Genomic DNA, 25,123 nt, shown 5'->3' with positions numbered 1-25,123 from the left:
AGTGACTTACGACTTTACACCGCTGTTTCGCAGCGCGATCGGTTTCGACCGTCTGGCCACAATGGCTGGCAATGTTGCCAATGCTCAGGCCCTTCCAAGCTATCCCCCCTATAATATCGAAAAAACCGGCGAGACGAATTACGTTCTGACGATGGCTCTTGCGGGCTTTCGGCCTGAAGACGTGGATGTTGTTCAGGAAGACAACACGCTTGTCGTGCGCGGGAGCGTTCCGGAGAATAGTCGTGACCGGGAGTGGTTGCATCGCGGTATCGCCACCCGGGCCTTTGAGCGCCGTTTTGTGCTCGCCGATCACACGGAAATCGATCAGGCGGATCTGGTGAATGGCCTGCTATCCATCATGGTCCGGCAGGTTGTGCCGGAGGCTGCCAGGCCGCGCCGTATTCCGGTTCGGAACGGAACGGGGCAGACTGCTCCGTCTGGAACTGTTTATACGGCATAAGCTACAGGAAAGGCGTGCCTTAAAAGCTCGCCTTTCCGTTTTGGTGCTTGACCATCGCGGCTTTGGTGGCCCATACCCGTTTGCATTATCGCAGAGCATCCAGCAGGTGCCGCGATCATATCCCGGGCGGGATTGTTTCCTCGCCGGATACGCCTGATCGGTGCCTGCGGAAGCTGGCTCCCTCCGTGTCCCAGCAAGGAACGCATCGACATGACCCTGCCTTTGATGCCCAAGGCGACGGCCGTCTGGCTGATCGAGAAAACCGGCCTAACCTTCACTCAGATCGCAGAATTTTGTGGCATGCACCCGCTTGAAGTTCAGGCGATTGCAGACGGCGAAGTTGCGGCCGGAATCAACGGCTACGATCCGGTCAAGAACCACCAGCTTGCCGAAGCCGAAATCAAGCGCTGCGAAAAAGATACCAACGCACGCCTGAAGATCATGCCGACGGCCAGCCCTGTGAAGCGTCGCGCCAAGGGTGCGCGCTATACGCCGGTTGCCAAGCGCAATGACCGTCCGGATGCCATTGCGTTCGTTCTGCGCCAGTTCCCGCAGCTTTCCGAGGCCCAGATCGTCAAGCTGCTTGGCACGACCAAGGATACCATCATCAAAGTCCGTGATCGCCAGCACTGGAACAGTGCCAACATTAAGCCGCGCGACCCGGTGATCCTTGGTCTGTGCACCCAGACCGATCTTCATGCTGCCGTCACGGCTGCGAATGACCGTCTGGCGCGCGAAGGTCATGCCCTGCCGGTCGTGGAAGCCTATGTGCCGGACAGCGACAGTCACGCCTGATCCGGGATGAATGCCTGACGGGTACTGGTCCGGTGCCCTTCAGGCATGATACTGCATTGGAGAGAGTGGAAAGAATCAGTCTCTCCACAATGCCTGACTGTTCTCCGGGACCGGATGCCATGATGACTGACGACAATGCCATGCTGAAACGTCTGCACGAACTGCGCAGCGAGCATCGCGATCTGGATACTGTCATCGAGCGTCTCGTCCATCATCCCCTCAACCAGCTTCAGCTTCAGCGCCTTAAAAAGCGCAAGCTTCAGCTTAAAGATGAGATTTCGTGGATCGAGACCCGTCTCATCCCGGATAATATTGCCTGAATGAGCCAGATCCTCTCCGCCGACGAAACCCTTCAGGGTGACATGCCGATCCGCGTTGGCGTTATCATGGGAAGCCAGTCCGACTGGGACACCATGCGCCATGCCTGCAACATTCTTGACGATCTGGGCATTGCCCATGAGCGACGGATTGTGTCTGCACACCGCACCCCTGACCGTCTGGTGGAATACGCCAAGACGGCGCGTCGGCGTGGGTTGCATGTCATTATTGCGGGCGCTGGCGGGGCCGCACATCTTCCGGGAATGTGCGCGGCATGGACGAGCGTTCCTGTGCTGGGCGTTCCCGTCCAGAGCCGGGCGCTGAATGGCCAGGACAGTCTGCTGTCCATCGTCCAGATGCCCGGTGGTGTTCCGGTGGGGACGCTGGCGATTGGCAAGGCTGGTGCCATCAATGCGGGCCTTCTGGCAGCGTCGATCCTCTCGGTTTCCGATGGGCAGGTCATGGCGCGTCTGGATGCCTGGCGGGCGACGCAGACGGCTGCGGTGGCGGACGTTCCTGTCGAATGAACACACAGGACGTTTTTGCGCCCGGTAGTACGATCGGGATTATTGGCGGTGGCCAGCTTGGTCGCATGTCTGCTGTTGCTGCATCGAAGCTCGGCTATCATGTGCATGTTCTGAGCCCGGATTTCCCAAGCCCTGCCACGGAAGTCGCGTCTTCTGTTACTGTGGGGGCGTATGACGACCCTGCCGTGCTTGAGGATTTTGCCTCCCGTTGCGATGTGGTGACGTTCGAATTCGAGAATATCAGCGCCGAAGGTCTGGCATTTCTGGAAAAACGTCGTCCGGTGCGTCCGGGAGGCGACATTCTTCGGATCAGTCAGGAGCGGATTGCGGAGAAGACGCGTCTTTCCGAAATCGGTGTCAGCCTTGCGCCTTGGCGTGCAGTTAATGGTCCCGAGGATCTGCATGAGCTGGAAACGCTGGGTTTCCCGCTGATTCTCAAGACGACGCGCTTTGGTTACGATGGCAAGGGTCAGTTCCGCGTGCCGGATGCCGAAGCTTTGACCGCCTTGGACGATCTGCCCTACCCGCTTGTTGCGGAGAAGATGATCGACTTCGAGCGTGAGCTGAGTGTGATGGTTGTGCGTGGTCTGGACGGGACTGTGCGCTGTTTCGATGCGGTGGAAAATCGCCATCGGAACGGCATTCTGGATGTGACGCTCGCGCCTGCCCGCGTTATGCCTGATATTGCCCGACAGGCGCAGGATATGGCGGCACAGATCGCGGAAGCGCTGGGGCTGGTCGGGATTATGGGCGTGGAAATGTTCCATGCGGCGGATGGAAGCCTCATGGTGAACGAGATTGCCCCCCGCCCGCACAATTCCGGTCACTGGACCATGGATGCGTGTCTGGTGGATCAGTTTGAGATGCATGTTCGTGCAGTTACGGGGCTGCCGCTCCCGCCTGCGCGCCGCCATTCCGATGCGGTTATGCACAATCTGATCGGCCCGGAGGACATGGCGCGGGTTCCGGCCATTCTGGCGACGGATGGAGCGTCGCTCCATCTTTATGGAAAGTCGGAGGCGCGTGAAGGCCGGAAAATGGGTCATGTAAACACCATTTTTCCGCGTGGCGCTCTTCCCGGAGAACTGGCCCTCAAGGGGCTTCTGCCGCCTCGGGGGTGAAGGTTCAGAGCAGGTTGCTGCGTCGGAAACTGGTGTGGCGGCCGTTGCCGATGATGAAATGGTCCGCGATCGTGACGCCGACCACATCCAGCGCGGCCTGAACCTGCATCGTCATCTGAAGATCGGCTTCTGAGGGTGTGGGGTCGCCGCTTGGATGGTTATGGACCAGAACCAGAGCACTCGCCCCGACTTCTACGGCGCGTCTGGCAACCTCGCGCGGATAGACGGGCGTGTGGTTTACGGTACCTCTGGCCTGAGCTTCGTCAGCGATCAGGCTGTTTTTCTCGTTCAGAAACAGGATCCGGAACTGCTCGATATTTTCCCGGGCCAGACGGGCCGTGAGGTAATCGAGCAGTTTCTGTTCGCTATCGAGAACGTCTTCGGGTGGAAGGCGCGCCCGGTTGTAGCGAAGCGCCGCTTCCTGAAGGAGGCGGATCATGGGCACCATATGCGTGCCCATATTTGTGATGCTTTCAAGTTCACGGTTGCTGGCAGAAAGAACGGCGGCTAGCGATCCAAAACGGGCAAAAAGCGTATGTGAAAGTTCGGCGCTGCCCTCCTCCCGTCCTGTGAACAGGGCGGTCATCAGATGCAGCAGGGTCGCATCGTCGAGATGGCGCCCCCGGCCCGTCAGAAGGGCGCGTGGCGGTTCCAGTTTTGAAGGAGGCTCGGTCAGGGCTGTGATCTGTCTCAGATCGGCCGATGACAGGCCCGTCATGCCATCCGAGAAGCCGCTCGTTTCACTGTCCATCCTACAGCAATCCTTCCTGACGCAGGCTGGATGGTGGTCCGTTTCCTGTGACGAGCACGTCATGCAGCGTGATGGACAGGGGGCGCATTGCAAAATCCAGCTGTCTGGCCGCCTGTGACAGATCTGCGGGACGCTCTGTCGGGCGGACGTAGAACCCGATTAGGGCCGTTGCGTGCAATGCGAGCGCCCGGATGGCAATGGCGCGGTTGCGTTCGCTTGGCGTATCGGCGTCGGGCGCTGTTTCGTCCGCTAGAAGACGGTTGCGATTGTCGAGATATAGCAGCCGGAACTGTCCCGGGATGCCGCCTTCAAGCGCCTGATCGAGATATGTTACCAACTGCTCCCAGTTGCTCAGTGTCGGACGTTCGCGCTGTTCCGAAGACGCCAGCCGTTCTGCCGCAACGCCGGGGAGGCGCAGGACACGGATGGCGTCGTCTTTCAGGCCCGCTGCCCGTAAGACCTGCGTTGGAGCACGAAAGACCTCGACCAGACTGCCGAAATGTCCGATCAGTCCTTTGGCGAGCGGCTTCGTGTCCTTGCGCGGTACGCCGGCGAAAAGAAGCATTTCCAGAATTTCATAGTCCGCCAGCGTGCCCGCACCAGTGTTCAGTACGCGTGCGCGCATTCTGGCCCGGTGCCCCTGTGGACCGGTGCCGCGTGTCAGGTCGATGCGGGGATAGGTGTTGGCCATGGCGTTATCTCACTCTATATCGGGAGGGTGCCGCAAGACCTCTCTTCCCCCACGCCTGCCTCCGCGCCCGAGTATCTCTCCCGCCTCAACCCGGAGCAGAGACGCGCCATCGAGACGACCGAAGGCCCGCTCCTCATTCTGGCGGGTGCGGGAACGGGCAAGACGCGCGTCCTGACGACGCGGTTCGCTCATATTCTTCTGACTGGACGCGCCTATCCGAGCCAGATTCTGGCCGTGACCTTCACGAACAAAGCCGCACGCGAAATGCGCGAGCGTGTTAGCGCGATTCTGGGTGAGCCTGCGGAAGGGCTGTGGCTGGGGACGTTTCATGCGATCTGCGCGCGGATGCTGCGGCGTCATGCGGAATATGTCGGTCTGACCAGCAGCTTCAATATTCTCGATACAGACGATCAGATCCGCCTGCTCAAGCAGATCATGGAGCCGTGGAAGATCGATACCAAACGCTGGCCGCCGAACCAGCTCATGGGCATCATCCAGCGCTGGAAAGATCGCGGACTGACGCCTGACCGGGTGACACCGGCTGAGGATTCAGATTTTGCGAATGGTCATGCGCTGGCGATCTACCGGGCGTATCAGGAGCGTCTGATTGCACTGAATACGTGCGATTTCGGCGATCTGATGCTGCATATGACGGAGATTCTGCGGAACCAGCCGAATGTTCTGGCGCAGTATCATCGAAGTTTTCGCTACATCCTCGTGGATGAATATCAGGACACCAATACCGTTCAGTATCTGTGGCTGCGTCTGCTGGCCAAGCGCGAGCATGGACCATCCAACATTGCCTGCGTGGGGGATGACGATCAGTCCATCTATTCCTGGCGTGGGGCGGAAGTTGAGAATATTCTGCGATTCGAGAAGGACTTTCCCGGCGCGGAAGTGGTGCGTCTGGAGCGCAATTACCGCTCTACGGCGCAGATCCTCGCGGCCGCGGCTGGTCTGATCGCCCATAATGAGGGACGGCTGGGCAAGACGCTGCGGCCGGGCCGTGAGGATGCGGACGGCGAGAAGGTTCAGATCATCGGCGTTCGTGATTCTGATGAGGAAGCGCGAATCGTAAGTGGGGCGATTGAGCGTCTGCGCGCTGACGGGCACCCGCTTTCGGAAATCGCCATCCTGATGCGGGCCGGGTTCCAGACGCGGCCGTTTGAAGAGCGGTTGATGCTGATCGGGATTCCGTATCGCGTTGTGGGCGGGCTGCGATTTTACGAACGCGCGGAGATCCGGGACTGTCTGGCCTATCTGCGCGTTCTGTCGCAGCCTGCGGATGATCTGGCGTTCGAGCGGATTATCAATGTTCCCAAGCGTGGCGTTGGTGCAGTGGCCGTGCAGAAGCTGCATGGTCAGGCACGGGCGCTCCCCGGCCCGCTGACGGCAGCGGTGAGCTGGCAGCTTCAGGAAGGGCTGCTCAAAGGCAAGTCGAAAGAGGCGTTAGACGGGCTGATGGGCGCGTTCCAGCGAGCCAAGGCCACGCTGGAGACCGAAGGTCACGTCGTTGCGGCTGAACAGCTTCTTGAAGACAGCGGCTATCTTCAGATGTGGCGGGACGACCGCTCCGTTGAGGCTCCGGGTCGTTTGGACAATATCCGCGAGCTTCTACGCGCGATTGGCGAATTCGGAACGCTTCAGGGCTTTCTGGAGCACGTCGCGCTTGTCATGGACACGGAGAGTGAGACGTCCGACGACAAGGTCAGTCTCATGACGTTGCACGGCGCCAAGGGGCTGGAGTTTGACACGGTGTTCCTGCCGGGCTGGGAGGAAGGCGTGTTCCCGTCCCAGCGGTCGCTGGACGAAGGTGGAAACCGGGCGCTGGAGGAAGAGCGGCGACTGGCTTATGTCGGGCTGACGCGGGCGCGTCGTCGGGCGATCGTGCTGCATGCGGCCAGCCGACGCATTTATGCGAACTGGCAGTCTTCAATGCCGAGCCGCTTTATTGAGGAAATCCCGTCCGAACATGTTCAGATGAATGGGCAGGCCTTTGAGACCCGGCGTCAGGCTGCGGCGGCACCGTCCATGTTCGCGTCGGGGCCACTCACCAGCACGCGCCCTTCAGGGTTCCGTGCCCCGCGCCCGAAACTTCATGACGTGAAGTCGGAGCCGACTGTTGCGATCGGGGCGACGGTTTTTCATCACAAGTTCGGTGAAGGCACGGTTATCGGTGCTGACGGACAGCAGTTGCACATCAATTTTGAAAACGGTGGCGTTAAGCGCGTCATGTCAAACTTTGTGGAGATCAGATCGTGATGGCACCCCGCAGCATTGGCCGTCGCCATGCCAGTGCGCTCGAAACCCTGTCCATCACGGTTGAAGAGCCTTTTGTTCCCCTGTTTGAACAGGCGCTGATGTGTGCCTGCGAAACGGTCGGTATTTTCGAAGCCGATGACGCGCAGAAATACTGGCGCGTGGAAGGCGTGAAGGATACGGGGTTCAAGGAAGACGAATTGGAGAACGCTCTGGCGGTCGCGCGGCTGCTGACCGGCTGTGAGGCGGAGCTTGAACGCACCCCGACCGAATCTGAAGGCTGGCTGGCCCGGACTTATGAGTCTTTTCCTCAACAGAATGTCGGTAAGCGCTTCGCCATTCGTGGCACTCATCTTCATGGCGCGCCCGATCAGTCCCGTCTGACGATTACACTGGATGCCGGGATTGCCTTTGGTTCGGGCGAGCATGGGTCGACGCGCGGCTGTCTGCGGGCTCTGGAGATGGTGGCGTATCGCAAGCCGCAGCGTATTCTGGATATGGGCTGTGGGTCTGGCATTCTGGCCATGGCTGCGGCAAAGCTGCTGCACCGTCCGGTTCTGGCGGTCGATATCGAGCCCTGGTCCGTCCGGACGGCCAAGCTCAACGCGCGGCTGAACGGTCAGGGGAATCTGCTGGACTGCCGTTTTGGTAATGGCTGGCAGACCGAGGCCGTACGCGCCAAAGCGCCGTATGATCTGGTTTTCGCCAACATCCTTGCGCGCCCGCTGTGCCGGATGGCGCAGTCTCTGGCGCTGAATCTTGCGCCGAACGGAACGGCCATTCTGGCCGGGCTGCTTTATAGTCAGGCGCGGATGGTTCTGGTGGCGCATCAGCGTCAGGGTCTTGTGCTGGAGCGTATTCTGCGTGAGGGCGACTGGGCCACGCTGATCCTGCGCCGCCGCGCCTGATGAATCCACCGCGTGCATTACCGGTGATCCGAAGCGCCGGTCAGGACGACCTTCCGGCAATCCTGCGGATTACCAATGATGCCATCGAGCACACCGATGCGCTCTGGATCACGACACCCTTTACGCTGGAGCAGAGGCGTCAGTGGTTCGAGGACAGGCTGGCGCACGGATATCCCGTGCTTATTGCTGTCGATACGGCTGGCGAAGTGATGGGATATGGCTCTTACGGGTCTTTCAGATCTTATGAAGGCTATGCTCGTACAATCGAACACTCGGTTTACGTTTCGCCTCTGTATCAGCGTCGGGGCGTTGGCCGTACTCTTCTGCTTGCCCTGATTGAGCATGCAAAACATGCTGGATTTCACGTCATGGTGGCTGGGATCACGGCAGATAATGTTGCGTCCGTTGCGATGCATCGCGATTTTGGCTTCCAGACCTGCGGCATACTCCCACAAGTGGGGCGCAAGCGTGACCGCTGGCTTGATCTGCTGTTCATGACACTCTGCCTCGACGATATGTCTTCTGTGGAAAAGGACTTTTCATGACCCTGTCCTCCATCCCGCTCAACGAGCGCCCTGCCCTCGTTCGCGCAGCCTGCAAAGCACTGGGCGTTGACGGTTTCATCATTCCGAGGGGTGATGAATATCTGGGCGAGTATGTCGCCCCCTGTGCCGAGCGTCTGGCGTGGTTGACGGGCTTTACAGGGAGTGCCGGTCTTGCCGCCATTCTGCCGGACGTGGCCGCTGTGTTTTCCGACGGGCGTTATACGGTGCAGTTGGAAGAACAGGTTCCGCATGATCTGTGGGAGCGGCGGCATATTTCTCTGGAACCCCTCTCCGACTGGCTGGCGGAGCAGGCGAACGGGCTGAGAATCGGGTATGATCCGCGTCTGGTCAGCCAGTCCATGCTGGCGTCATGGCAGACGCCGGGTGTTGAACTTGTCGCGCTGTCGCATAATCCCATCGATCAGGCATGGGCAGACCGTCCAGAGGCTCCTGCCAGTCAGGTCATGCCGCAGCCTTTGGAGTTTTCTGGCGAAAGCAGTGCCGACAAGCGCCTGCGTTTGGGGCAGGCTCTGAGCCAGGCCGGGCACGATGCTGCCATCATCGCAGACTGCACCTCGCTGGCATGGCTGTTGAATATTCGTGGCAGCGATGTTCCTCTGACCCCTGTCGCGCATGGCTATGCCATCCTGCACGCTGACGGAACGGCCGAATGGTTCGTTTCATCGGAGCGTCTGGCGGCCGGCGTGATAGATGTCTGTGGTTCGGGTGTGACAGTTCATGCCCCTGCGGAACTGGCAACGCGTCTTGCGGCTCTCAAGGGTAGAACGGTGCGCGTGGACCCGGTTTCGACGGCCGTGTGGTTCGACACCACGCTTCAGGCTGGCGGTGCGACGGTTGTGGACGGAACGGACCCTTGCACGCTTCCAAAAGCGATCAAGAACAGTGTTGAGCAGGAGGGCGCGCGTCAGGCCCATGCCCATGACGGCGTTGCAATGGCCCGCTTTCTGTATTCCCTGACGGTGTCAGGAATCGGCCAGCACGAGACGGATCTAGTTACCCGTCTGGACAGCCTGCGTGCCCGCTCCAATGATTATCGGGAGCAGAGCTTTGACGCCATTTCCGCAGTCGGACCGAATGGTGCTTTCCCTCATTATCGGGCGCAGGTCGGTCATGATCGGGTTCTGGAAGCAGGCAGCGTCTATCTGATCGACAGTGGTGGTCAGTATCCGTTCGGCACGACGGATATTACCCGCACGCTCTGGGTCGGCGATCAGGAGCCGCCAGCCAATGTGCGGGAAGCGTTCACACGTGTCCTGAAGGGCAATATCGCTCTCTCCCGCATTCGTTTTCCGCCCGGCACAACCGGACACAGGCTGGATGTTCTGGCACGCGCGGCCCTGTGGCAGGTTGGGATGGACTACGATCATGGGACCGGACATGGCATCGGAAGCTATCTGTCCGTTCATGAAGGCCCGCAGAACATCTCCCCTGCGCCGCGTCCTGTTGCGCTTGAAGTAGGCATGATCGTTTCCAACGAGCCGGGATATTACGAACCGGGACAATATGGAATCCGGATCGAGAACCTGATGCTGGTGCGCCCGTCTTCGTTCAAGGGCAGCAAGGGCGCATTTCTGGAGTTCGAGATCCTCAGCTACACGCCGATTGATCGTAAGCTGATTGATGTGGCGCTGCTGAATGATGCCGAGCTGAACTGGCTGAATGCATACCACGCCGAGGTTCAGGCGCGGGTTTCGCCGCATGTTGAACCAGAAGTCGCAGAGTGGCTGGCGGAGTCCTGCAAACCGCTCGTTCGGTAAAGTTGCAGGCATAACCGTTTTTTTACCTTTCCCGGTCATAAGCAGAAAAATGATCGGGAAAGTTCGTTGTCTTGCTGCTGCCATGACGCTCTCCGGTGTGCCGGTTGCGAAGGCTTTTGATGTTTCATCTGTCTGTAAAACGGCGGTGCAGGCTGCCGAACAGCAGGCAGGAATCCCCCCTCGTCTTCTGGATGCCATCAGTCGTGTGGAGAGCGGGCGGCGGGACCCGAATGGTTCGGCGACTGTCGCCTGGCCTTGGACCGTCAATGCGGCTGGCAAAGGGTATTTCTACGAGAGCAAGGACGAAGCCATTGCGGCGGTGCGGGATTTTCAGGCGCACGGCATCTTTTCGATTGATGTGGGCTGCATGCAGATCAACCTGCATCATCATCCGGACGCTTTTTTTTCGCTTGAAGATGCTTTTGATCCGTTCAGCAATGCCCGCTACGGTGCCCGTTTCCTGTCTGGACTGCATAACCAGCTTCAGGGCTGGCCCGCGGCGACGGCAGCCTACCACTCCCTCACCCCGGCCCTTGGTGCGGATTACGCCCGACATGTTCTGGCCATCTGGAACGGACAGCCCGACAGCTACCGGCCGCCTGATTTTCTGCCGCAGGTTGTCATGACAGCGTCAGGTCTTCAGGCCATGCTTCCAGCCGCCAGACCTGCGCCCTATTTTGCGCTGAACCGACAATCCGGATTTTCCGAACGTCCGACGCCGCGCATGGAAGCCATGCCGTCTGTTCATATGGTGTCTTACGCGCCACCGCCCCGGATTATCCATCACGCCGTCGGTCAGGCCGGGAGCGCTCTGCCTGTGCATGGCGGACGGGATCTTGCATCCTATCGTGCCATGCCGGTCCGGCTTGCGTGGCGTCAGCACTGATCAGAACCCGGACCAGCCACCCCCTGCTCCTGCATATGCTCCATGACGGGATGAGTGATGTTGGGTGATTGAGGCACTGCCGTCATCGGACGTATGAGCGCAGGCTGATAGTCCCAGAAGAATTATCAAGATCGATGTGCGAAACATCATTTTTCAGCGCACCTTAACACTTTGAAACGCTTCGTTAGAGAACCTGGACCAATTTAGTTCGTTTTAGAGCTTCATGAGTGGAGAGAAATCATGAAGTTCCTGTTTTGCCTGTTCATCGGCGCACTTACGGCCCGGATGTGGTTCCGTGTTCTGGCCAATACATCATGGCGTTCCGCGTTGGCGAAAAGCAGTAACAACTGAGGCGGAAACATTCTCAAATTTAGAAAAGCTCCGGGGCTTCAGGGCGTGAGGCATCAAGCCACCCCTGAAGCATATAAGCGGCGGCCATCTTGTCGACGACTTCGGCGCGGCGCCCTCGTGTCATGTCGGCATCCTGAATCAGGAAACGGTTGACGGCACTGGAAGACAGTCGTTCGTCCCATAGTCCTGCGGGAATCCCGAGACGTTCGGACAAAGCCTGCGTCCAGTCGGAGGCCGCACGGGCTGCAGGGCCAAAAGATCCATCCAGTGAAAGCGGCAGTCCGACAACAAGGGCACCGACGTCCTGTGTGTGGACGATCTTGGCAAGTTCCTGAGCGTTTTCTCCCAGTTTTCTGCGCTTGAGGCCGATCAATGGGGAGGCCAGCATGAGAGAAACATCCGTCAGCGCGACGCCGATGGTCTTCGATCCGGGGTCCAGCCCGAGGATGCGCTGACCGGATTGAACGAGATTACGGAGATCATGTGGATTGAACAGGGGCATAGCACGGCGTTATGATCCCCTCGAAGGCTGAAAAGCCACCATAAAATTTCCTCTTGCTCAGGAATATTCATGTCGCTCGACGCGAAAACGGTTACGCGCATCGCCAGACTGGCGAGGATCGGTCTCCAGCCCGGAGAGGTTGAAACTCTCGGACAGGATATGGGCTCCATCATCGACTGGGTGGAACAGCTCAAGGAAGTGGATGTCATGGGCGTTGATCCCATGATTGGTACGGGTCTGGCAAAGCCCCGTCTGCGGGAAGATCGGGTCACGGATGGCGATTGCCGTGACAAGGTTCTGGCCAATGCCCCCGAACGGGAAGGTCCGTTCTTCACGGTACCGAAGGTGGTTGAATAATGTCCGGCATTCACGATTTCACGCTGGCTTCGGCCCGGGACGCGCTCAAGGCGCGCAAGATCTCTGCGGTCGAACTGACGAACGCTCATATTGACGCGATCGAGCGTCTGGACGGTCAGCTCAACAGCTTCATCACCCGCACGCCCGATCGGGCTCGCGAAGGCGCCAAGGCTGCGGACGCGGCTCTGGCCAAGGGCGAAGGCGGGAACCTTTGCGGTATTCCGCTGGGCATCAAGGATCTGTTCTGCACGAATGGCGTTCGCACTACGGCGGCCAGCAAAATCCTTGGCAATTTCGTACCGCCTTATGAAAGCACGGTTACGGCCAATCTGCTTAAAGACGGTGCAGTTTTTCTGGGCAAGCTGAATCTTGATGAGTTTGCCATGGGGTCGGCCAATCTGACCTCCGCGTTCGGTCCGGTTGAAAATCCTTGGAAGCGCAAGGATTCTGACGCCAAGCTGGTTCCGGGTGGGTCTTCCGGTGGATCAGCCGCAGCAGTCGCGGCGGGGCTCGTGCTGGGTGCGACCGGCACGGATACGGGTGGTTCCATCCGTCAGCCGGCGGCCTTTACAGGGATTGCCGGGATCAAGCCGACCTATGGTCGCTGCTCGCGTTTCGGGACGATTGCTTTTGCAAGCTCGCTCGATCAGGCTGGTCCGATGGCCCGTAATCTTGAGGATTGCGCCATTCTGCTCGAATCGATGGCTGGTTTCGATCCGCGTGATTCCACGAGCGTCGATACCCCTGTTCCGAACTACGAAGCTTCCCTGAAGCGTGGCGTTAAAGGTCTGCGCGTTGGTATTCCCAGAGAATATTATACAAAAACAGGTCTGTCCCATGACGTGGCATTGTTATGGGAAAAGGGAATGAGATGGCTGCAAGAGGCAGGAGCGACTATCTTTGATGTGAGTTTGCCACATACAGAATATGCGCTTCCGTCCTATTATATTGCAGCTCTTGCGGAAGCGTCTTCCAATCTGGCCCGTTATGACGGCGTCCGGTTCGGTGAGCGTGTGAGTGCGCCTTCGCTGGATGGTCTCTATGAAGCCAGCCGTGCTGCTGGTTTTGGTGAAGAGGTCAAGCGTCGTATCCTGATCGGCACGCATGTGCTGTCTTCGGGTTATTACGATGCTTATTACCTGCGCGCGCAGAAGGTCCGGACGCTGATTCAGCAGGACTTCTTGAAAGCTTTCGAGAATGTCGACGTTCTTCTGACGCCGACCGCACCATCGGGCGCTTTTGCACAGGACGAAAAGCCGACCGATCCGGTGCAGATGTATCTGAATGACGTCTTTACGGTTCCTGCGAGCATGGCGGGTGTCCCTGCCCTGTCCGTTCCGGCTGGTCTGGATGCGCGCGGTGTGCCGCTTGGGTTACAGCTTATCGGTAAGTTCTTCGATGAAGAGACGCTGATTGCTGCCGGTCATGCCATCGAGCAGGCGGCGGCATTCCATCACAGACCCACCCTTCATGCAGGAGTGTCGGCATGAGCTATCGTATTACCGGCAGCACCGGCGAATGGGAAATCGTTGTCGGTCTTGAAGTTCATGCTCAGGTCGTCAGCGAAGCCAAGCTCTTTTCCGGCGCTTCGGCGGAATATGGCGGGGAACCGAACACGCATGTCAGCCTCGTCGATGCCGGTTTTCCGGGCATGCTTCCGGTTCTGAATCAGGAATGCGTTGCGCAGGCCGTTCGTACAGGTCTGGGGCTTGAAGCCGAGATCAATCTGTTCAGCCGCTTCGATCGTAAGAACTACTTCTATGCGGATCTGCCCACCGGCTATCAGATCAGCCAGTTTGCCCATCCGATCATCGGCAAGGGTAAGGTTCTCGTTGATCTGGCCGATGGCAGCACGCGTGAAATCGGTGTCACGCGTCTGCATCTGGAGCAGGACGCTGGCAAGTCGATCCATGATCAGGACCCGACCCGCTCGTTCATCGACCTGAACCGTGCCGGTGTCGCGCTGATGGAAATCGTCAGTGAACCGGATATTCGGTCGCCTGAAGAAGCTGGTGCCTATCTGCGCAAGTTGCGGCAAATCCTGCGCTATATCGGCACCTGTGACGGGAACATGGAAGAAGGGTCCATGCGTGCCGATGTGAACGTGTCGGTCCGTAAGCCGGGCGAGACGGACTATCGCACGCGCTGCGAGATCAAGAACGTCAATTCGATCCGCTTTGTCATGATGGCCATCGAAGTCGAGGCGCAGCGTCAGATCGAAGTCTGGGAAGCTGGTGGAACCGTCGATCAGGAGACACGTCTGTTCGATCACGTCCGGAGCGAAACACGTTCTCTGCGTAGCAAGGAAGATGCGCACGATTATCGCTACTTCCCTGACCCTGACCTTCTGCCGTTGGTCATCGAACAGTCGTGGGTTGACGAACTCAAGACGGCCCTGCCTGAGTTGCCTGAAGCCAAGCGCGCTCGTCTGGAAGCGGAATACGGTGTCAGCCGCTATGAGTCTTCCGTTCTGTGTGTTGAACAGGCGACTGCGGATTTCTACGAAACCGTGGCGCGTGGCGCCGATGCCCGTCTGGCGGCAAACTGGATGCTGGGTGATTTTTTCGCAGCGCTGAACCGCACTGGCCGTTCCATTGAAGACAGCCCGGTGAGTGCGGAAGGTCTGCGAGAGCTTCTGGGCCTGATTTCCAACTCTACGATCAATGGCAAGATCGCTAAGGAAGTCTTGGAAGACATGGTCGAGACGGGCGATTCTGCCTCTGCCATCGTTGAGCGTAAGGGTCTCCGTCAGGTTACGGACACAGGGGCCATTGAAAGCGCCATTCGCGATATTCTTGCGGCGAACACCGATAAAGTTGACGAATATAAAAGCGGTAAGGACAAGCTTTTCGGCTTTTTTGTCGGTCAGACGATGAAGGCCATGAAGGGTAAAGGTAACCCTGCTCTCGTTAATGAAACTCTGAAGAAACTTCTTTCAGAGTAAGGCGAAAAAAATGTTCTTAGGGGGTTTGACCACGACGCGGTTACCCCCTAAGAACACTCCTGCTTACGCAGTGCAAACCGCGTAAAGTGCGGAGGGGTGGCCGAGAGGCTGAAGGCGGCGGATTGCTAATCCGTTATACGATGTAAGTCGTATCGTGGGTTCGAATCCCATCCCCTCCGCCAGTATTTTCCAAAACATAATGGCCCGAATATTTGTTGCCCCAGGGTGTATCCTGCGGGACTTTATTTTCGTTTCGGAAATCTGTAGAGGCTGTGGCCTATGTCAGAGAATTTTATTCCAGTCTATCTGGCCGGTGATCTGGTGTTCAGGCCGCAGGCTCTTGATTTGTTTGCGCGTTTGAAATCGATCTGCGCAGAATATGGTCTTGAGGGTATTGCGCCCTTTGATGGGCAGGCCGAAGCACGTCTGCTGCCTCCAGGGCGGGAGACTATTCTTGCCTTTGTCCGCGCGGATCGTGATCTGATGGACCGTTGTGCCGCAGGTCTGTTCTGTATTGATCCGTTCCGTCGTTCTCCCGAGATGGATCCAGGAACGGCGGTTGAAATCGGTTACATGATGGGTCTTGGAAAGCCGATGCAGGCTTATACCGTAGACGGACGCCTCTATTCCGAGAAGGTCGAGACTTACTGGCGGGATGTGTGGAATGAGAGCCTTTCCGCAAGGCCTGAGGGTGATGCCCCCTCCTCAGGGTGCATGGAAGATCCCGATGGTATGCTGGTCCATTCTGAAGGGCTGCTTCAGAATGGAATGGTCGAGGGCTTTATTGAGATGACGGGCGGCAGCGTCGCCATTGATGGCGATTTTTTTCAAGCGTTTCGGCAGGCTGCTGCGTGTCTTTCGAAACGGCTTTACGCAGAAATATAAACTCAGCCTCAGTTTTTGGCGTAGATCCCCTGTCTACAGCGGGGGGCTAGACTGCAGACGCTACATACGACAGTCATTGATGCATCATCATTGAAGGAGCAGCTTGCAGAACGCTCCATGGCATATCCGCGCGGCGGAGGTTCTGTTTGGAAGGCTGTTACGACGCGCGTTATCCATTGCTGAAGCGGCTTCGGCAATTCAGCGTCATGATGAGACCATCGCAGAATATCATCTGTTGTACGGCCAATCCGGTGCGCAAGCTGGTCATTCGACCATTGAGTCACTTGCAGAAAATCAGTCAACGTTACACGTGGCACGTTACAGCCTTCCGAAAGTGTAAGATGACAGAGAGCGTATATCCCTTCATATTTTTCGTCAATAAATCGTTAAAATTTCCTATGGATGATATTTTGGCTGAGTAGTGTCTCTTTGTTTCAATATGTTATTCATTGAGTAAAAAAATTTATACAAAACAATATCGGGAATTCAGGAATAATTTCTAGATTTATGGAAGTGTTGTTTGTTTTTTTGAAAGCGGCGCAGTCCAATATGGCCGATTTTTTCTAGAATCGGGGAGGTCATTCGTAGGAGCCAAGGCATGATCAGGCATGCATGAGCGAAAATCCCATCCAGCGCAGGTAGAAAGATTTCACGTCCCCTTCCTTCGCTGGTCCGGATGATCAGGCTGGCCACATGCCGCGCCGGAAGAGGCTTGTTGACAAAGTTGAGTACGGATCCACCATCCCGTGTTTCCTGTTCAAGCATTGGAGTGTCGACGGCGCCAAGAAAGATAGACGAAACTCGGATTGTTCCGGCTTTGAACTCCAACGCCAATGACCGTGCAAAACCCCTGAGGCCGAACTTTGTTGCGCTATACACGGCACTTCCCTGAAGGGGCATGACGCCAGCAATGGAATTGACGAAGACGATATGTGAAGCCGGGGACAGGTTTGGCAGCAACTGACTGGTCATGAGTATTGGTGATGTCAGATTGATCGCCATCTGTTCTTCAAGGCTGTGCCGAGTGAGATCTTTGGTCAGCTCGGGCTGTATTTTTCCCGCGCAATGAATCAATAGTCCGATACTTTTTTTTCTTTCCAGAATGGTGGCACTGATGGCCTCCAGATCTTCAGGTTTGGTAAGGTCACAATAAACAGCCTCAAACCGACCGTTTCTGCTGGAAATCTGTTCTTCAGCTTTGCGTGGTTGGCGCGTCAGTAGAAGAACATCCCATCCTTTTTCCAGAAGAAGCCCTGCAATTTCACATCCAATTCCGCCTGTTCCACCCGTCATGACGGCGCAAGATGGTACTGACACTCCCTTTTTGAAGGAAAAAAGCTTCATGTATTGTATGAACCAGTCGGAATTGAGGGTGTCAGTGCGTTCATGATCGGCTTTCTGGAAAAACTGTTAAATCTTCATAACGCGATAGCCGCATGCATCCTATGGTTTTCTTACATATGAAGGCAGGAGAAGGAATGTTGTGCGTTATAGGGGGGAATTGCGTGGCTATAGCCAATGATAACGGTTCAACCGCTTATTCTAATAAGACAGGCAGTTTGCGCAAAGTGCCGGATTGACACATGATTTTCCTCGGTGCGCGCGACTTTGCTTCTCTATGAAGATGCTTTCCGTGCTGCCCCATCAACCTAACTCTCCTAACCGCCTTTTGGGCGGTTTTTTTATGTCTGGAGATACATGCGCAACCGCTTCTTCGTATTCGGTGCCGCCCATGCGTCTGTCGGCCGTTTCGGTGGAATGCAAACTCCGACCACAGATCAGTTGAGGGGCGATGAAGCCTATGGTCTGCCGCGGCAGCAGAGCTGGCTGGGTCTTCCGGGTAGGACGCCGGAACGCTGAAAATTTCGACGTGTTTCTGAACGACATGAGGACTGCATGACCACAATTCATAATCTTACCCCATCTCCGCTGCGGACGATTACTTTGCAGGGATGCAACGGAGTCGTCTCTCAAGTCACTTTTTGTCCGAAGTCGTCTGCTGACTGTCTGGATTATTCGCTGGATTTCTCGGCGCTTCTGGCCGGGACAGGTGATACGCTTGTCGCCATCAGATCGGCCACGGTTATTACGGCAAGTGGAGATTATGCTCTCACGGTCATGTGGAGTGCCGTCGCCGGGACGATGGTGGTGGCATTTCTCGCCAGCGGCCAGCCGGACACAACGCAGAAAATCCTCTTCGAGATCACGACGCAGCAGGGCCGGGTCTACTCCGTAATGGCCGTCTTGCAGATCACGGATCTCACCGCTGCGACCGCTCCCCCCTCGGATTTCCCTGCCGACACCCTGACGAACGGCAACGTGCTGATTGCGGGCGTGGAGGCGCTGCCCTCGGGTTATTCGTCGAACGGTCAGGTCGTCATGGCGACTGAGGATGCCGCCCCTGTTGGCACGCCATCTTTCAAGAGCGTGACGGCCGGGACATATGCCGGTGATGGTTCCGGACTGAATGTCACGTCCGGCGGCAAAGCCCAGACCATCGACCAATGGGTTGCATCGCTGTCCTCGGGGGGGGGGCAGAGTGTCGGTGTCAAATCGATTGATGTGACGCAGGACCCTGTCACAACCGGCCAGCCTTCGACCGTAACGCTGACGGCTACTCTCACTGATGGCACGACGACGGCACCGACAACATTCGTGGCTCCAGCCGGTGCTACAGGTGCTACAGGTGCTACAGGTGCTACAGGTGCTACAGGTGCTACAGGTGCTACAGGTGCAGCTGGACCGAAAGGCGATACGGGCGCAACAGGTGCGGCTGGTCCTGTCGGCGCGTCCGGCATAGGAATAGCGTCCGTCGCCGTAAGTCAGGGGACGGTCGTAGCGGGTCAGGCATCCACGGTTACGCTCACAGCGACAATGAGCAATGGTGCAACCGCTCCAGCAGTTTCTTTTCAAGCACCGGCAGGTGCGCCGGGTTCAGGCGGAAGTACGACGGATCTGACAGCGGCGGCGATTAATACCGCCTTAGGATACACTGCGGCGAACGGCGCGAATTATCTGCCGTTACAAATGGCATCGATTTCAAATATTCCGGCTTTAACGCATCCCTCCGATGCAGGCTCGGACGGTTCTTTGTTTTCAATGTGGGATATCGGGAATAACCACAGTATTAATGTTGGATTTAACTCCAATAACAACTACAATAGATTTACAATAGTATCAAAAGACAATAACCCGCCCTGCCTGACGTTACAGGACAAGGACGGCTATCAAGGATATCTATTTACGCATAATTCCAGTGGAAACACTGCGCTTGCCTCGCCGTGGTTTGGTATAGATGGCACTTGGGGCGAGAGCGGTATTGCGTGGATCGAAAAGGATTGGGAAGGCGTTTATTGGAAGATATCGTGCCCATCTACGCAAAATGGCGCTGCTACCTTCAATATTACAGCCGCATCTTCCGACAGTTCTGCTTATCTGGCCGCGCCCGCTGTATCCATTACCCGCGCCACGAACCAGGCCACTCTGGCAGTAGAACCTCTTGTTCTGGCTTATAACGCCTACACCTTCGCCACACTGCCGACATCCCCTGTTGCGTGGCAGCGTGCTGTCGTGACGGACAAAGCCATCGGCTCTGGCGCTCAGGGTGTCATGGCGATGTGGAACCCGAATACGAAGGCGTGGACAGGTCTGGGTGGAGAGGCGCTGGTATGAGGAGGCTGGCGCTCTGTGGAATGCTTGCTCTTTCTGGCTGTTCTGCCGGGTCCTTCGCGCCCGTCACAATCAGTCAGGCCATTGCCGGGGTGCAGGCGGATCTGACGAAAGCCGGTGTGGTCAGTGTGTCGGGTGTACAGCATTGGACGGCCAATCAGGCCGCCCGGTTCGACGCCAATGTACGGGCGCTTCAGTGCGCGCAGAACACGTCCGATCCGGTCGTGGCCATGATTGCCGGGCCGGTGACGATGGATCTGTCCGGCACGTTTAGTCAGTCGGGGTCGTTCTCCGTCTCGACGTCAAGCTTTACCCCTGTTTTTGGTTTGCAGGCCGATGCCAGCCGAACGAAGGGCCAAACTCTAAGTCTTCCGGTCCAGTTCGTGCCTCTGTCGGCGTTGCCTGATGCCGAGGCTGGACGTGAGGTCGGATATGTTGGAGTCCTTCTGGGGCAAAACGACGCTGTCCGTGTTGAAGCCGCAACGCGGATCGAAGCAGATCGATCCGCGTTGGCTACGCATGTCCAGCTGTTGATCGGTGGATATGGTTCCCCCTGCCCGCCCGGATCAGATCATCCATTTGTTGGTGTTCGCGGAAAGTGATTTTCGGGATCTTTCAGATCATCCCTAATCCTAAAGATCAGAAAGATGAACTATCAAGGTGAATATATTATTTTTGAAAACTATATTCCAGGTATTAAAGAATATATGGCGCATTCATTTTTCAAGTGAAGAGTAAGATCGTTCAACAGTTTATTCTTGAATCTCGGTATGACCCAGTGGAGATCTACGGTAAGACGGTGGCCAGGAACGATTTCAATCAGATTTCCCTGAGATAGATACCTGTCCACCAAGGCGTGCGGCTGTAACCCCCATCCAAAACTATTGAGTGTAAAATCCAGAAAACCGTGCGTAGAGGGGACGTAATGTATCCGCCGCGGTAGATCTGTCTTGTGCAGAGCATGCAACCATCGCGCCTCCAGACCATCGTCGCGGTCAAAGCATATGCACGGTGCTTCCTGAAACTCAGCTGCGGTACCTCCGGTTCTGAAGTATTGCGCTGCAAAATCAGGCGTAGCGCAGGCAACATACTGCATGCCCCCGAGCTGGATGGAGCTGCATCCCGGGACTGGCTCTGTTTGGGCGGTGATTGCAGCGATAACCTCGCCTGATCTTAAGCGGTCAGCTGTACAGGTTTCATCCTCGACAAGAAGGTCCAAACAAATTCCTTCTTTCATAGCAAAGCGCGAGATTGCACCTGGAAACCACGTTGCAAGACTATCAGCATTTACGGCGATTCTCAGAGTAACCTCAGGTGGAGACAAAGGCCCTGACGCGAAGGAAAGATGAGGGATTTCCGCTTCGAGCAGATGAACCCTGTCGAGATGTGTCACCAGGGCTTGGCCCAGTTCTGTCGGTCTGCACGGTTGGCCGCGAATAATCAGCAGAGCACCCAGCCGGTCTTCGTATCCTCTGACGCGCTGAGAAACAGCAGAAGCCGTAATGTTTAATTTTCTGGCCGCACTGTCGAAGGAGCCTTCCCGGATGACAGCGCTTACGGCCGCAAGAGCATTATAATCCAACACCAATAAAGGATTGCTTCATTAGGATAAGAAAAACAAGTTTTCCTTTTTCGAAGTCGCTCCGTAAGGAGGCTGAATGATGTCTTTCATTACAAGCTTTTTTTCCGGTTTTGCGCTTTCTGCCTCACTGATTGTCGCGATCGGCGCTCAGAATCTGTTCGTTCTTCGACAGGGTCTGAAGAAAGAGCATGTCGGTCCCATTGTCCTTTTCTGCGGCTTTTCAGATGCTATCCTGATTATCGCGGGGGTGAGTGGAATGGGGGCTCTGCTGGAAACTTTCCCACAAATCGCGAAAGGATTTACACTCGCCGGTGCTGGGTTTCTGTTCTGGTATGGCCTAAGAACGCTGCGTCTGGTTACTCTCTCGGAGAGCATGACAGTCACTCAAAGCGATTCTGTTGCTTTGTCGAAAGCATTGACCTCAGTCGCAGCGTTTACCTGGCTTAATCCGCACGTCTATCTCGATACAGTTCTCTTGATGGGCACAGCGTCGACAGCGCAGCCACTTCCCCTTAGGCCCTTTTTTGCAGCCGGGGCGGCATCTGCCAGTTTTCTATGGTTTGGTGCATTAGGCTATGGTGCACGTTTTTTACAGCCAATATTCGCTACGCCGAAATCATGGAAGGTTCAGGATCTTGTTATTGGGTGCGTAGTGCTTTTTCTCGCAACCCTTTTGCTGGTACAAGATCTCTAAAATTGTCTGCGAATACAGTGAATATTTCAGGATGATGAGGCTGGAAATCGATTTAACAGGGAAAAGTAAATCTGCTGAACGGATGCAGAACAAACTATACTGTTTCTTGCCAACGCAACCTGAGTTTATATCGCAATATATGAGATAGGATTTCCAAGAATTTCGGATGGTGGGCGCGACAGGGATTGAACCTGTGACCCCTGCCGTGTGAAGGCAGGTTAAATTTTCCTCTAAGTAATTGATAGAAGTCTATTTTTTTGGCCCCATCAGATGGGATTGCCTACTTTTTGCATTAAGGTCTTTCTTTCGACGTCATAGGACTCCTCGCCAAGCCAACGTCCCCTGCCCTCGCCCAAATTTATCCCGTGTCATCAGAGAATCATTGACGCGCTCTGTCTTGTTCTCTTTCTGTTCTCGTTATGGAGGCCAGAAATATGAACTACCAAGGCGACCGTACGACCGGCTTCGCATCCCCCGTAGGGGACAATATCGAAGGCACGATCGACCTGATGTCGACCGCTCTCGATCTGCGACAGCCCAGCCGATATCCGGTCCGTGTGGAAGGCGATGCCCTTCTTGGTCGCGCCATCCGGCATGGCGACATCCTGGTCGTGGATTCGGCCGTGGCACCCCGGGCAGGTGTTGTAGTGGTGGCCAGCGTCGGCGACGAGCTGCGGGTCTGTGAACTGACCCAGCGAGCTGGAGAATGGTGGCTGCGATCGTCTTCTCCCCGAGCTTCCCCAGTCCAGGTCGATGATGACACGGATGTAGCAATCTGGGCTGTGGCCACCGGCCTGGTCCGAACGGACGTGTGATGCGCGTCTACGGCCTGATCGACGGCAATTCGTTTTACTGTTCCTGCCAGCGCGCGTTTGAGCCTCGCCTGAAGCACAAACCGGTTGTGGTCCTCAGCAACAATGACGGCTGCGCCATTGCGCGGACCCGGGAGGCCAAGGCGCTTGGCGTCAAAATGGGAGACGCCTGGCACATTGCCCGCAAACGTCCCGAAAGCCGGCCGGTCGTCTGGTACTCCTCAAACTATGCGTTGTATGCCGACATGTCGCGGCGGATGTATCAGGTCCTGGCAGAGCGCCTGCCAGCCGTAGAGCCATATTCGATCGACGAGATGTTTCTCGATCTAAGTGACCTGCCCGGAGATCTGCATGAGCGCTGCCGGCAGATCCGCCAGGACGTGGCCAATCACGCGAAGATTCCCACCTGTATCGGCTGGGGGCCGACCAAGACGATCGCCAAGCTGGCGAATGGTCTCGCCAAGGATCACGCAGAACTGGACGGCCTGTGTGACCTGACAGACCCGGTCGTGCGTCAGGACTGGTATTGCCGGACAAGTATCGATGAAGTCTGGGGTATCGGCCGACAGACGAAGCACAAGCTGTTGGGAGCAGGCATCGAGACGATTGCCGATTTCGTAGCCCTCGATGCAAAGACTGTGCGTCAGATGCTGACAGTCGTAGGCGGCCGGGTTCAGGCCGAACTGCGCGGCCAGTCGTGCCTGCCCCTGTCAGATATCGCTGCCACCCGCAAAAGCATTGCCTCAACCCGAACGTTCGGGCGCCTACTGCTGAAATGGGAGGAGATCCGCGAGGCCATTGCACACTATGCAAACAGGGCTGCGGAGAAATTGAGAGAAGATGGACTGGAAGCGGCGCATCTCTCCGTTCTGATGCAGACCAATCCGCATAATGGCGATCCCTGGTACGCAAAGCACGCGGCCGTCACGATCGAGCCGACGTCTGACGCCCGGGATCTGATCCGACACGCTACAGCGCTCGGCTGCGCTATCTGGCTTCCGGGCTATCGGTATTTCAAGGCAGGGGTAATTCTGTCTGATCTCCGCCCTGCTGGCAGTCAGGGCCAGATGTTCGCATTCCGGGATCCGGTCCAGTCCGCCACGGTCATGGCCGCACTGGATGCGGTGAACGCCCGTTTTGGAAGCGGGACACTCCGGCCGGGATCAACGGGACTGAAGCGGACATGGTCGCCGCGACAGTCCCTGTTGTCAGCTCGTTACACGACCCGGTTGGAGGAGATCGTGAAGGCCAGGAGTTGGTAACTTTCTCTTACATCGGCCCATCTCAGGAATTGACACGCAGTGTATAAATTTTAAAGTCTAGATTATTAGATGGATTTAAGAAATAACTTACATATTAACCAATATGATAAAGTAATATAAAGTAAAGGTTTAACAAATGAACAATATATCAAGAAAAGATAAATTAAATAAAAGGCACATAAATAGGGCTGAAAGATGTTGCCGGCCAATTATATATAATAACGGCACCGGAGATCTTATTGATACATGGCGTGGGGGTACTTGCTTTATAATAAAATGGTCATACGGACTAAGGAAGAGATACTTCATCATAACTGCATTGCATGTCATATCGAATAGGCTCACCAAGACAATTGATGCAGACTCATTGGATAAAATCAGAATATTAAAGCGCAGAATTACAAGAAATAGAGAAAAACTCACCGACCAAGATTGGGTTTCTGTGATCGCTTATCATCCGATTCAGAATGTTGAGGATTATATTGCGATATATGATGATGAGGATGTTTCGGATGTAGCTATATTTGAAGCAGACTCAAACGCATTTGATGGGGATACAGATGTATTTAAGATAGATGTAAGAAAAATAGGTTTGGATGACATCCATGTAGAAAAAGAGATTAATATAAGAAAATGTTTTCTTTTTTTAATTACAGGATATCCAGAAGCTTTCAACACAATAGATTACGAAAAAGAAGGCATTGTTTTAGATCAAAGGAGTTTGATATGCGAACGCGCAAACATAAATGATAATGGTGCATTAACAGAGGTTAGGGTAACAAACCCCAAACCGGTACTATTTCCCATTAATGGGTTCAGCGGGTCACCTGTATTTTCCGCTTACGATGGCGTAACAAAACTGTGTGGAATGGTAGTGAGGGGCGGAGGGCCAGGCAATAATATAATAAGATTTTTGAGGATTTCTGCAATCATACCATTAATATTTATAACTGCTGTTAATTCAGAAAAAATAATGATGAAAGAATTTAAAAGGAGAAAAAGAAAATATCGGAAAATAAAATAAAT

At 55.9% G+C, this 25,123-nt stretch carries 26 protein-coding genes and 1 tRNA gene; 22 read left to right on the top strand and 5 right to left on the bottom strand.

Annotated features, from left to right (window positions below):
* Position 1 precedes the first annotated feature (1 nt).
* The 5 genes from HKD28_RS12600 to HKD28_RS12580 all read left to right on the top strand — a co-directional run bounded on the left by HKD28_RS12600 (position 2) and on the right by HKD28_RS12580 (position 3,221).
* Positions 2-460: an Hsp20 family protein gene (locus HKD28_RS12600; protein ID WP_322783068.1), complete on the top strand. Its 459-nt coding sequence runs from the start codon at positions 2-4 to the stop codon at positions 458-460.
* Positions 461-670: 210 nt separating this feature from the next.
* On the top strand, positions 671-1,255 hold the full coding sequence (locus HKD28_RS12595; RefSeq protein WP_062028710.1) for a DUF1013 domain-containing protein: 585 nt from the start codon (positions 671-673) through the stop codon (positions 1,253-1,255).
* Between the two features lie 119 nt (positions 1,256-1,374).
* Positions 1,375-1,575 carry a YdcH family protein gene (locus HKD28_RS12590; protein WP_011253895.1) on the top strand — a complete coding sequence of 67 codons (201 nt, stop codon included), beginning with the start codon at positions 1,375-1,377 and terminating at the stop codon, positions 1,573-1,575.
* Positions 1,576-2,100 carry a 5-(carboxyamino)imidazole ribonucleotide mutase gene (gene purE, locus HKD28_RS12585; RefSeq protein ID WP_194268619.1) on the top strand — a complete coding sequence of 175 codons (525 nt, stop codon included), beginning with the start codon at positions 1,576-1,578 and terminating at the stop codon, positions 2,098-2,100.
* Positions 2,097-3,221 (top strand): 5-(carboxyamino)imidazole ribonucleotide synthase, encoded by a 1,125-nt coding sequence (locus HKD28_RS12580; RefSeq protein WP_194268618.1) that lies wholly within the window; start codon positions 2,097-2,099, stop codon positions 3,219-3,221. The genes purE and HKD28_RS12580 overlap by 4 nt, the downstream gene beginning before the upstream one ends.
* A 4-nt stretch (positions 3,222-3,225) precedes the next feature.
* Here the strand turns inward: HKD28_RS12580 and radC are convergent, their stop codons facing one another.
* On the bottom strand, positions 3,226-3,972 hold the full coding sequence (gene radC, locus HKD28_RS12575) for a RadC family protein (protein WP_407925770.1): 747 nt from the start codon (positions 3,970-3,972) through the stop codon (positions 3,226-3,228).
* A gap of 1 nt (position 3,973) precedes the next feature.
* Positions 3,974-4,663: a JAB domain-containing protein gene (locus tag HKD28_RS12570; protein WP_194268617.1), complete on the bottom strand. Its 690-nt coding sequence runs from the start codon at positions 4,661-4,663 to the stop codon at positions 3,974-3,976.
* Positions 4,664-4,690: 27 nt separating this feature from the next.
* On the opposite strand from HKD28_RS12570, the gene HKD28_RS12565 reads away from it, so the two are divergent.
* From HKD28_RS12565 to HKD28_RS12545, 5 genes are read left to right on the top strand one after another with little or no spacing between them, the layout of a single operon-like run.
* Positions 4,691-6,925 (top strand): ATP-dependent helicase, encoded by a 2,235-nt coding sequence (locus HKD28_RS12565; protein WP_194268616.1) that lies wholly within the window; start codon positions 4,691-4,693, stop codon positions 6,923-6,925.
* On the top strand, positions 6,925-7,830 hold the full coding sequence (locus HKD28_RS12560) for a 50S ribosomal protein L11 methyltransferase (protein WP_194268644.1): 906 nt from the start codon (positions 6,925-6,927) through the stop codon (positions 7,828-7,830). The genes HKD28_RS12565 and HKD28_RS12560 overlap by 1 nt, the downstream gene beginning before the upstream one ends.
* Entirely contained in the window at positions 7,830-8,375 is a 546-nt protein-coding gene (locus HKD28_RS12555; RefSeq protein WP_194268615.1) for a GNAT family N-acetyltransferase, read from the top strand. Before HKD28_RS12560 ends, HKD28_RS12555 begins: the two co-directional genes overlap by 1 nt.
* On the top strand, positions 8,372-10,153 hold the full coding sequence (locus HKD28_RS12550; RefSeq protein WP_194268614.1) for an aminopeptidase P family protein: 1,782 nt from the start codon (positions 8,372-8,374) through the stop codon (positions 10,151-10,153). The genes HKD28_RS12555 and HKD28_RS12550 overlap by 4 nt, the downstream gene beginning before the upstream one ends.
* A 49-nt stretch (positions 10,154-10,202) precedes the next feature.
* Positions 10,203-11,039, top strand: coding sequence for a lytic transglycosylase domain-containing protein (locus HKD28_RS12545; RefSeq protein WP_194268613.1), 837 nt, complete (start codon positions 10,203-10,205; stop codon positions 11,037-11,039).
* A gap of 370 nt (positions 11,040-11,409) precedes the next feature.
* Here the strand turns inward: HKD28_RS12545 and ruvX are convergent, their stop codons facing one another.
* Positions 11,410-11,892 carry a Holliday junction resolvase RuvX gene (ruvX, locus tag HKD28_RS12540; RefSeq protein ID WP_194268612.1) on the bottom strand — a complete coding sequence of 161 codons (483 nt, stop codon included), beginning with the start codon at positions 11,890-11,892 and terminating at the stop codon, positions 11,410-11,412.
* A 69-nt stretch (positions 11,893-11,961) separates the two neighbouring features.
* On the opposite strand from ruvX, the gene gatC reads away from it, so the two are divergent.
* From gatC to HKD28_RS12515, 5 genes are all read left to right on the top strand, one after another.
* Positions 11,962-12,249 carry an Asp-tRNA(Asn)/Glu-tRNA(Gln) amidotransferase subunit GatC gene (gatC, locus tag HKD28_RS12535; RefSeq protein WP_194268611.1) on the top strand — a complete coding sequence of 96 codons (288 nt, stop codon included), beginning with the start codon at positions 11,962-11,964 and terminating at the stop codon, positions 12,247-12,249.
* On the top strand, positions 12,249-13,739 hold the full coding sequence (gatA, locus tag HKD28_RS12530; protein WP_194268610.1) for an Asp-tRNA(Asn)/Glu-tRNA(Gln) amidotransferase subunit GatA: 1,491 nt from the start codon (positions 12,249-12,251) through the stop codon (positions 13,737-13,739). Before gatC ends, gatA begins: the two co-directional genes overlap by 1 nt.
* Positions 13,736-15,193: an Asp-tRNA(Asn)/Glu-tRNA(Gln) amidotransferase subunit GatB gene (gatB, locus tag HKD28_RS12525; protein ID WP_194268609.1), complete on the top strand. Its 1,458-nt coding sequence runs from the start codon at positions 13,736-13,738 to the stop codon at positions 15,191-15,193. Before gatA ends, gatB begins: the two co-directional genes overlap by 4 nt.
* A 90-nt stretch (positions 15,194-15,283) precedes the next feature.
* Positions 15,284-15,375 (top strand) — tRNA-Ser (locus HKD28_RS12520).
* 97 nt (positions 15,376-15,472) lie between these two features.
* The gene (locus HKD28_RS12515; RefSeq protein ID WP_194268608.1) at positions 15,473-16,078 is read left to right on the top strand and encodes a nucleoside 2-deoxyribosyltransferase; all 606 of its coding nucleotides are present in this window, start codon (positions 15,473-15,475) and stop codon (positions 16,076-16,078) included.
* Between the two features lie 486 nt (positions 16,079-16,564).
* Here the strand turns inward: HKD28_RS12515 and HKD28_RS12510 are convergent, their stop codons facing one another.
* Positions 16,565-17,422 (bottom strand): SDR family NAD(P)-dependent oxidoreductase, encoded by an 858-nt coding sequence (locus HKD28_RS12510; RefSeq protein ID WP_194268607.1) that lies wholly within the window; start codon positions 17,420-17,422, stop codon positions 16,565-16,567.
* 354 nt (positions 17,423-17,776) lie between these two features.
* Here HKD28_RS12510 and HKD28_RS12505 point away from each other — a divergent pair, with 354 nt between their 5' ends.
* Genes HKD28_RS12505 through HKD28_RS12495 form a run of 3 tightly spaced genes read left to right on the top strand, consistent with a single transcriptional unit; the run spans position 17,777 to position 20,349 of the window.
* Positions 17,777-17,938 carry a hypothetical protein gene (locus HKD28_RS12505; RefSeq protein WP_194263279.1) on the top strand — a complete coding sequence of 54 codons (162 nt, stop codon included), beginning with the start codon at positions 17,777-17,779 and terminating at the stop codon, positions 17,936-17,938.
* Positions 17,939-17,974: 36 nt separating this feature from the next.
* Positions 17,975-19,750 (top strand): phage fiber-tail adaptor protein, encoded by a 1,776-nt coding sequence (locus tag HKD28_RS12500; RefSeq protein WP_194268606.1) that lies wholly within the window; start codon positions 17,975-17,977, stop codon positions 19,748-19,750.
* Between the two features lie 20 nt (positions 19,751-19,770).
* A complete protein-coding gene (locus HKD28_RS12495) occupies positions 19,771-20,349 on the top strand; it encodes a hypothetical protein (protein WP_235993460.1) in 579 nt (192 codons plus the stop codon).
* Between the two features lie 80 nt (positions 20,350-20,429).
* Here HKD28_RS12495 and HKD28_RS12490 read toward each other — a convergent pair whose 3' ends face one another.
* On the bottom strand, positions 20,430-21,332 hold the full coding sequence (locus HKD28_RS12490) for a LysR family transcriptional regulator ArgP (RefSeq protein WP_194268604.1): 903 nt from the start codon (positions 21,330-21,332) through the stop codon (positions 20,430-20,432).
* 73 nt (positions 21,333-21,405) lie between these two features.
* Between HKD28_RS12490 and HKD28_RS12485 the strand changes: the two genes are divergently transcribed.
* The 4 genes from HKD28_RS12485 (at position 21,406) to HKD28_RS12470 (ending at position 25,121) form a co-directional block, all read left to right on the top strand.
* Complete coding sequence (locus tag HKD28_RS12485) at positions 21,406-22,023, top strand: LysE/ArgO family amino acid transporter (protein ID WP_235993459.1); 618 nt, start codon at positions 21,406-21,408, stop codon at positions 22,021-22,023.
* A 434-nt stretch (positions 22,024-22,457) separates the two neighbouring features.
* Entirely contained in the window at positions 22,458-22,838 is a 381-nt protein-coding gene (locus tag HKD28_RS12480; RefSeq protein WP_194268603.1) for a LexA family protein, read from the top strand.
* Positions 22,838-24,097, top strand: coding sequence for a Y-family DNA polymerase (locus tag HKD28_RS12475; RefSeq protein WP_194268602.1), 1,260 nt, complete (start codon positions 22,838-22,840; stop codon positions 24,095-24,097). Before HKD28_RS12480 ends, HKD28_RS12475 begins: the two co-directional genes overlap by 1 nt.
* A gap of 136 nt (positions 24,098-24,233) precedes the next feature.
* Positions 24,234-25,121 (top strand): hypothetical protein, encoded by an 888-nt coding sequence (locus HKD28_RS12470; protein ID WP_194268601.1) that lies wholly within the window; start codon positions 24,234-24,236, stop codon positions 25,119-25,121.
* Positions 25,122-25,123 lie beyond the last annotated feature (2 nt).

This window comes from Gluconobacter cadivus (assembly GCF_015244745.1).
In the GTDB taxonomy this organism is placed as follows: Bacteria; Pseudomonadota; Alphaproteobacteria; order Acetobacterales; family Acetobacteraceae; genus Gluconobacter; species Gluconobacter cadivus.
This window is presented reverse-complemented; position numbering and strand designations above follow the sequence as displayed.

Coding starts and splice junctions, on each gene's coding strand:
- HKD28_RS12595 (WP_062028710.1), top strand. CDS start 671: ATGACCCTGCCTTTGATGCCCAAGGCGACGGCCGTCTGGCTGATCGAG.
- HKD28_RS12590 (WP_011253895.1), top strand. CDS start 1,375: ATGATGACTGACGACAATGCCATGCTGAAACGTCTGCACGAACTGCGC.
- purE (WP_194268619.1), top strand. CDS start 1,576: ATGAGCCAGATCCTCTCCGCCGACGAAACCCTTCAGGGTGACATGCCG.
- HKD28_RS12580 (WP_194268618.1), top strand. CDS start 2,097: ATGAACACACAGGACGTTTTTGCGCCCGGTAGTACGATCGGGATTATT.
- radC (WP_407925770.1), bottom strand. CDS start 3,972: ATGGACAGTGAAACGAGCGGCTTCTCGGATGGCATGACGGGCCTGTCA.
- HKD28_RS12570 (WP_194268617.1), bottom strand. CDS start 4,663: ATGGCCAACACCTATCCCCGCATCGACCTGACACGCGGCACCGGTCCA.
- HKD28_RS12560 (WP_194268644.1), top strand. CDS start 6,925: ATGGCACCCCGCAGCATTGGCCGTCGCCATGCCAGTGCGCTCGAAACC.
- HKD28_RS12555 (WP_194268615.1), top strand. CDS start 7,830: ATGAATCCACCGCGTGCATTACCGGTGATCCGAAGCGCCGGTCAGGAC.
- HKD28_RS12550 (WP_194268614.1), top strand. CDS start 8,372: ATGACCCTGTCCTCCATCCCGCTCAACGAGCGCCCTGCCCTCGTTCGC.
- HKD28_RS12545 (WP_194268613.1), top strand. CDS start 10,203: ATGATCGGGAAAGTTCGTTGTCTTGCTGCTGCCATGACGCTCTCCGGT.
- ruvX (WP_194268612.1), bottom strand. CDS start 11,892: ATGCCCCTGTTCAATCCACATGATCTCCGTAATCTCGTTCAATCCGGT.
- gatC (WP_194268611.1), top strand. CDS start 11,962: ATGTCGCTCGACGCGAAAACGGTTACGCGCATCGCCAGACTGGCGAGG.
- gatA (WP_194268610.1), top strand. CDS start 12,249: ATGTCCGGCATTCACGATTTCACGCTGGCTTCGGCCCGGGACGCGCTC.
- gatB (WP_194268609.1), top strand. CDS start 13,736: ATGAGCTATCGTATTACCGGCAGCACCGGCGAATGGGAAATCGTTGTC.
- HKD28_RS12515 (WP_194268608.1), top strand. CDS start 15,473: ATGTCAGAGAATTTTATTCCAGTCTATCTGGCCGGTGATCTGGTGTTC.
- HKD28_RS12510 (WP_194268607.1), bottom strand. CDS start 17,422: ATGAAGCTTTTTTCCTTCAAAAAGGGAGTGTCAGTACCATCTTGCGCC.
- HKD28_RS12505 (WP_194263279.1), top strand. CDS start 17,777: ATGCGCAACCGCTTCTTCGTATTCGGTGCCGCCCATGCGTCTGTCGGC.
- HKD28_RS12500 (WP_194268606.1), top strand. CDS start 17,975: ATGACCACAATTCATAATCTTACCCCATCTCCGCTGCGGACGATTACT.
- HKD28_RS12495 (WP_235993460.1), top strand. CDS start 19,771: ATGCTTGCTCTTTCTGGCTGTTCTGCCGGGTCCTTCGCGCCCGTCACA.
- HKD28_RS12485 (WP_235993459.1), top strand. CDS start 21,406: ATGATGTCTTTCATTACAAGCTTTTTTTCCGGTTTTGCGCTTTCTGCC.
- HKD28_RS12480 (WP_194268603.1), top strand. CDS start 22,458: ATGAACTACCAAGGCGACCGTACGACCGGCTTCGCATCCCCCGTAGGG.
- HKD28_RS12475 (WP_194268602.1), top strand. CDS start 22,838: ATGCGCGTCTACGGCCTGATCGACGGCAATTCGTTTTACTGTTCCTGC.
- HKD28_RS12470 (WP_194268601.1), top strand. CDS start 24,234: ATGAACAATATATCAAGAAAAGATAAATTAAATAAAAGGCACATAAAT.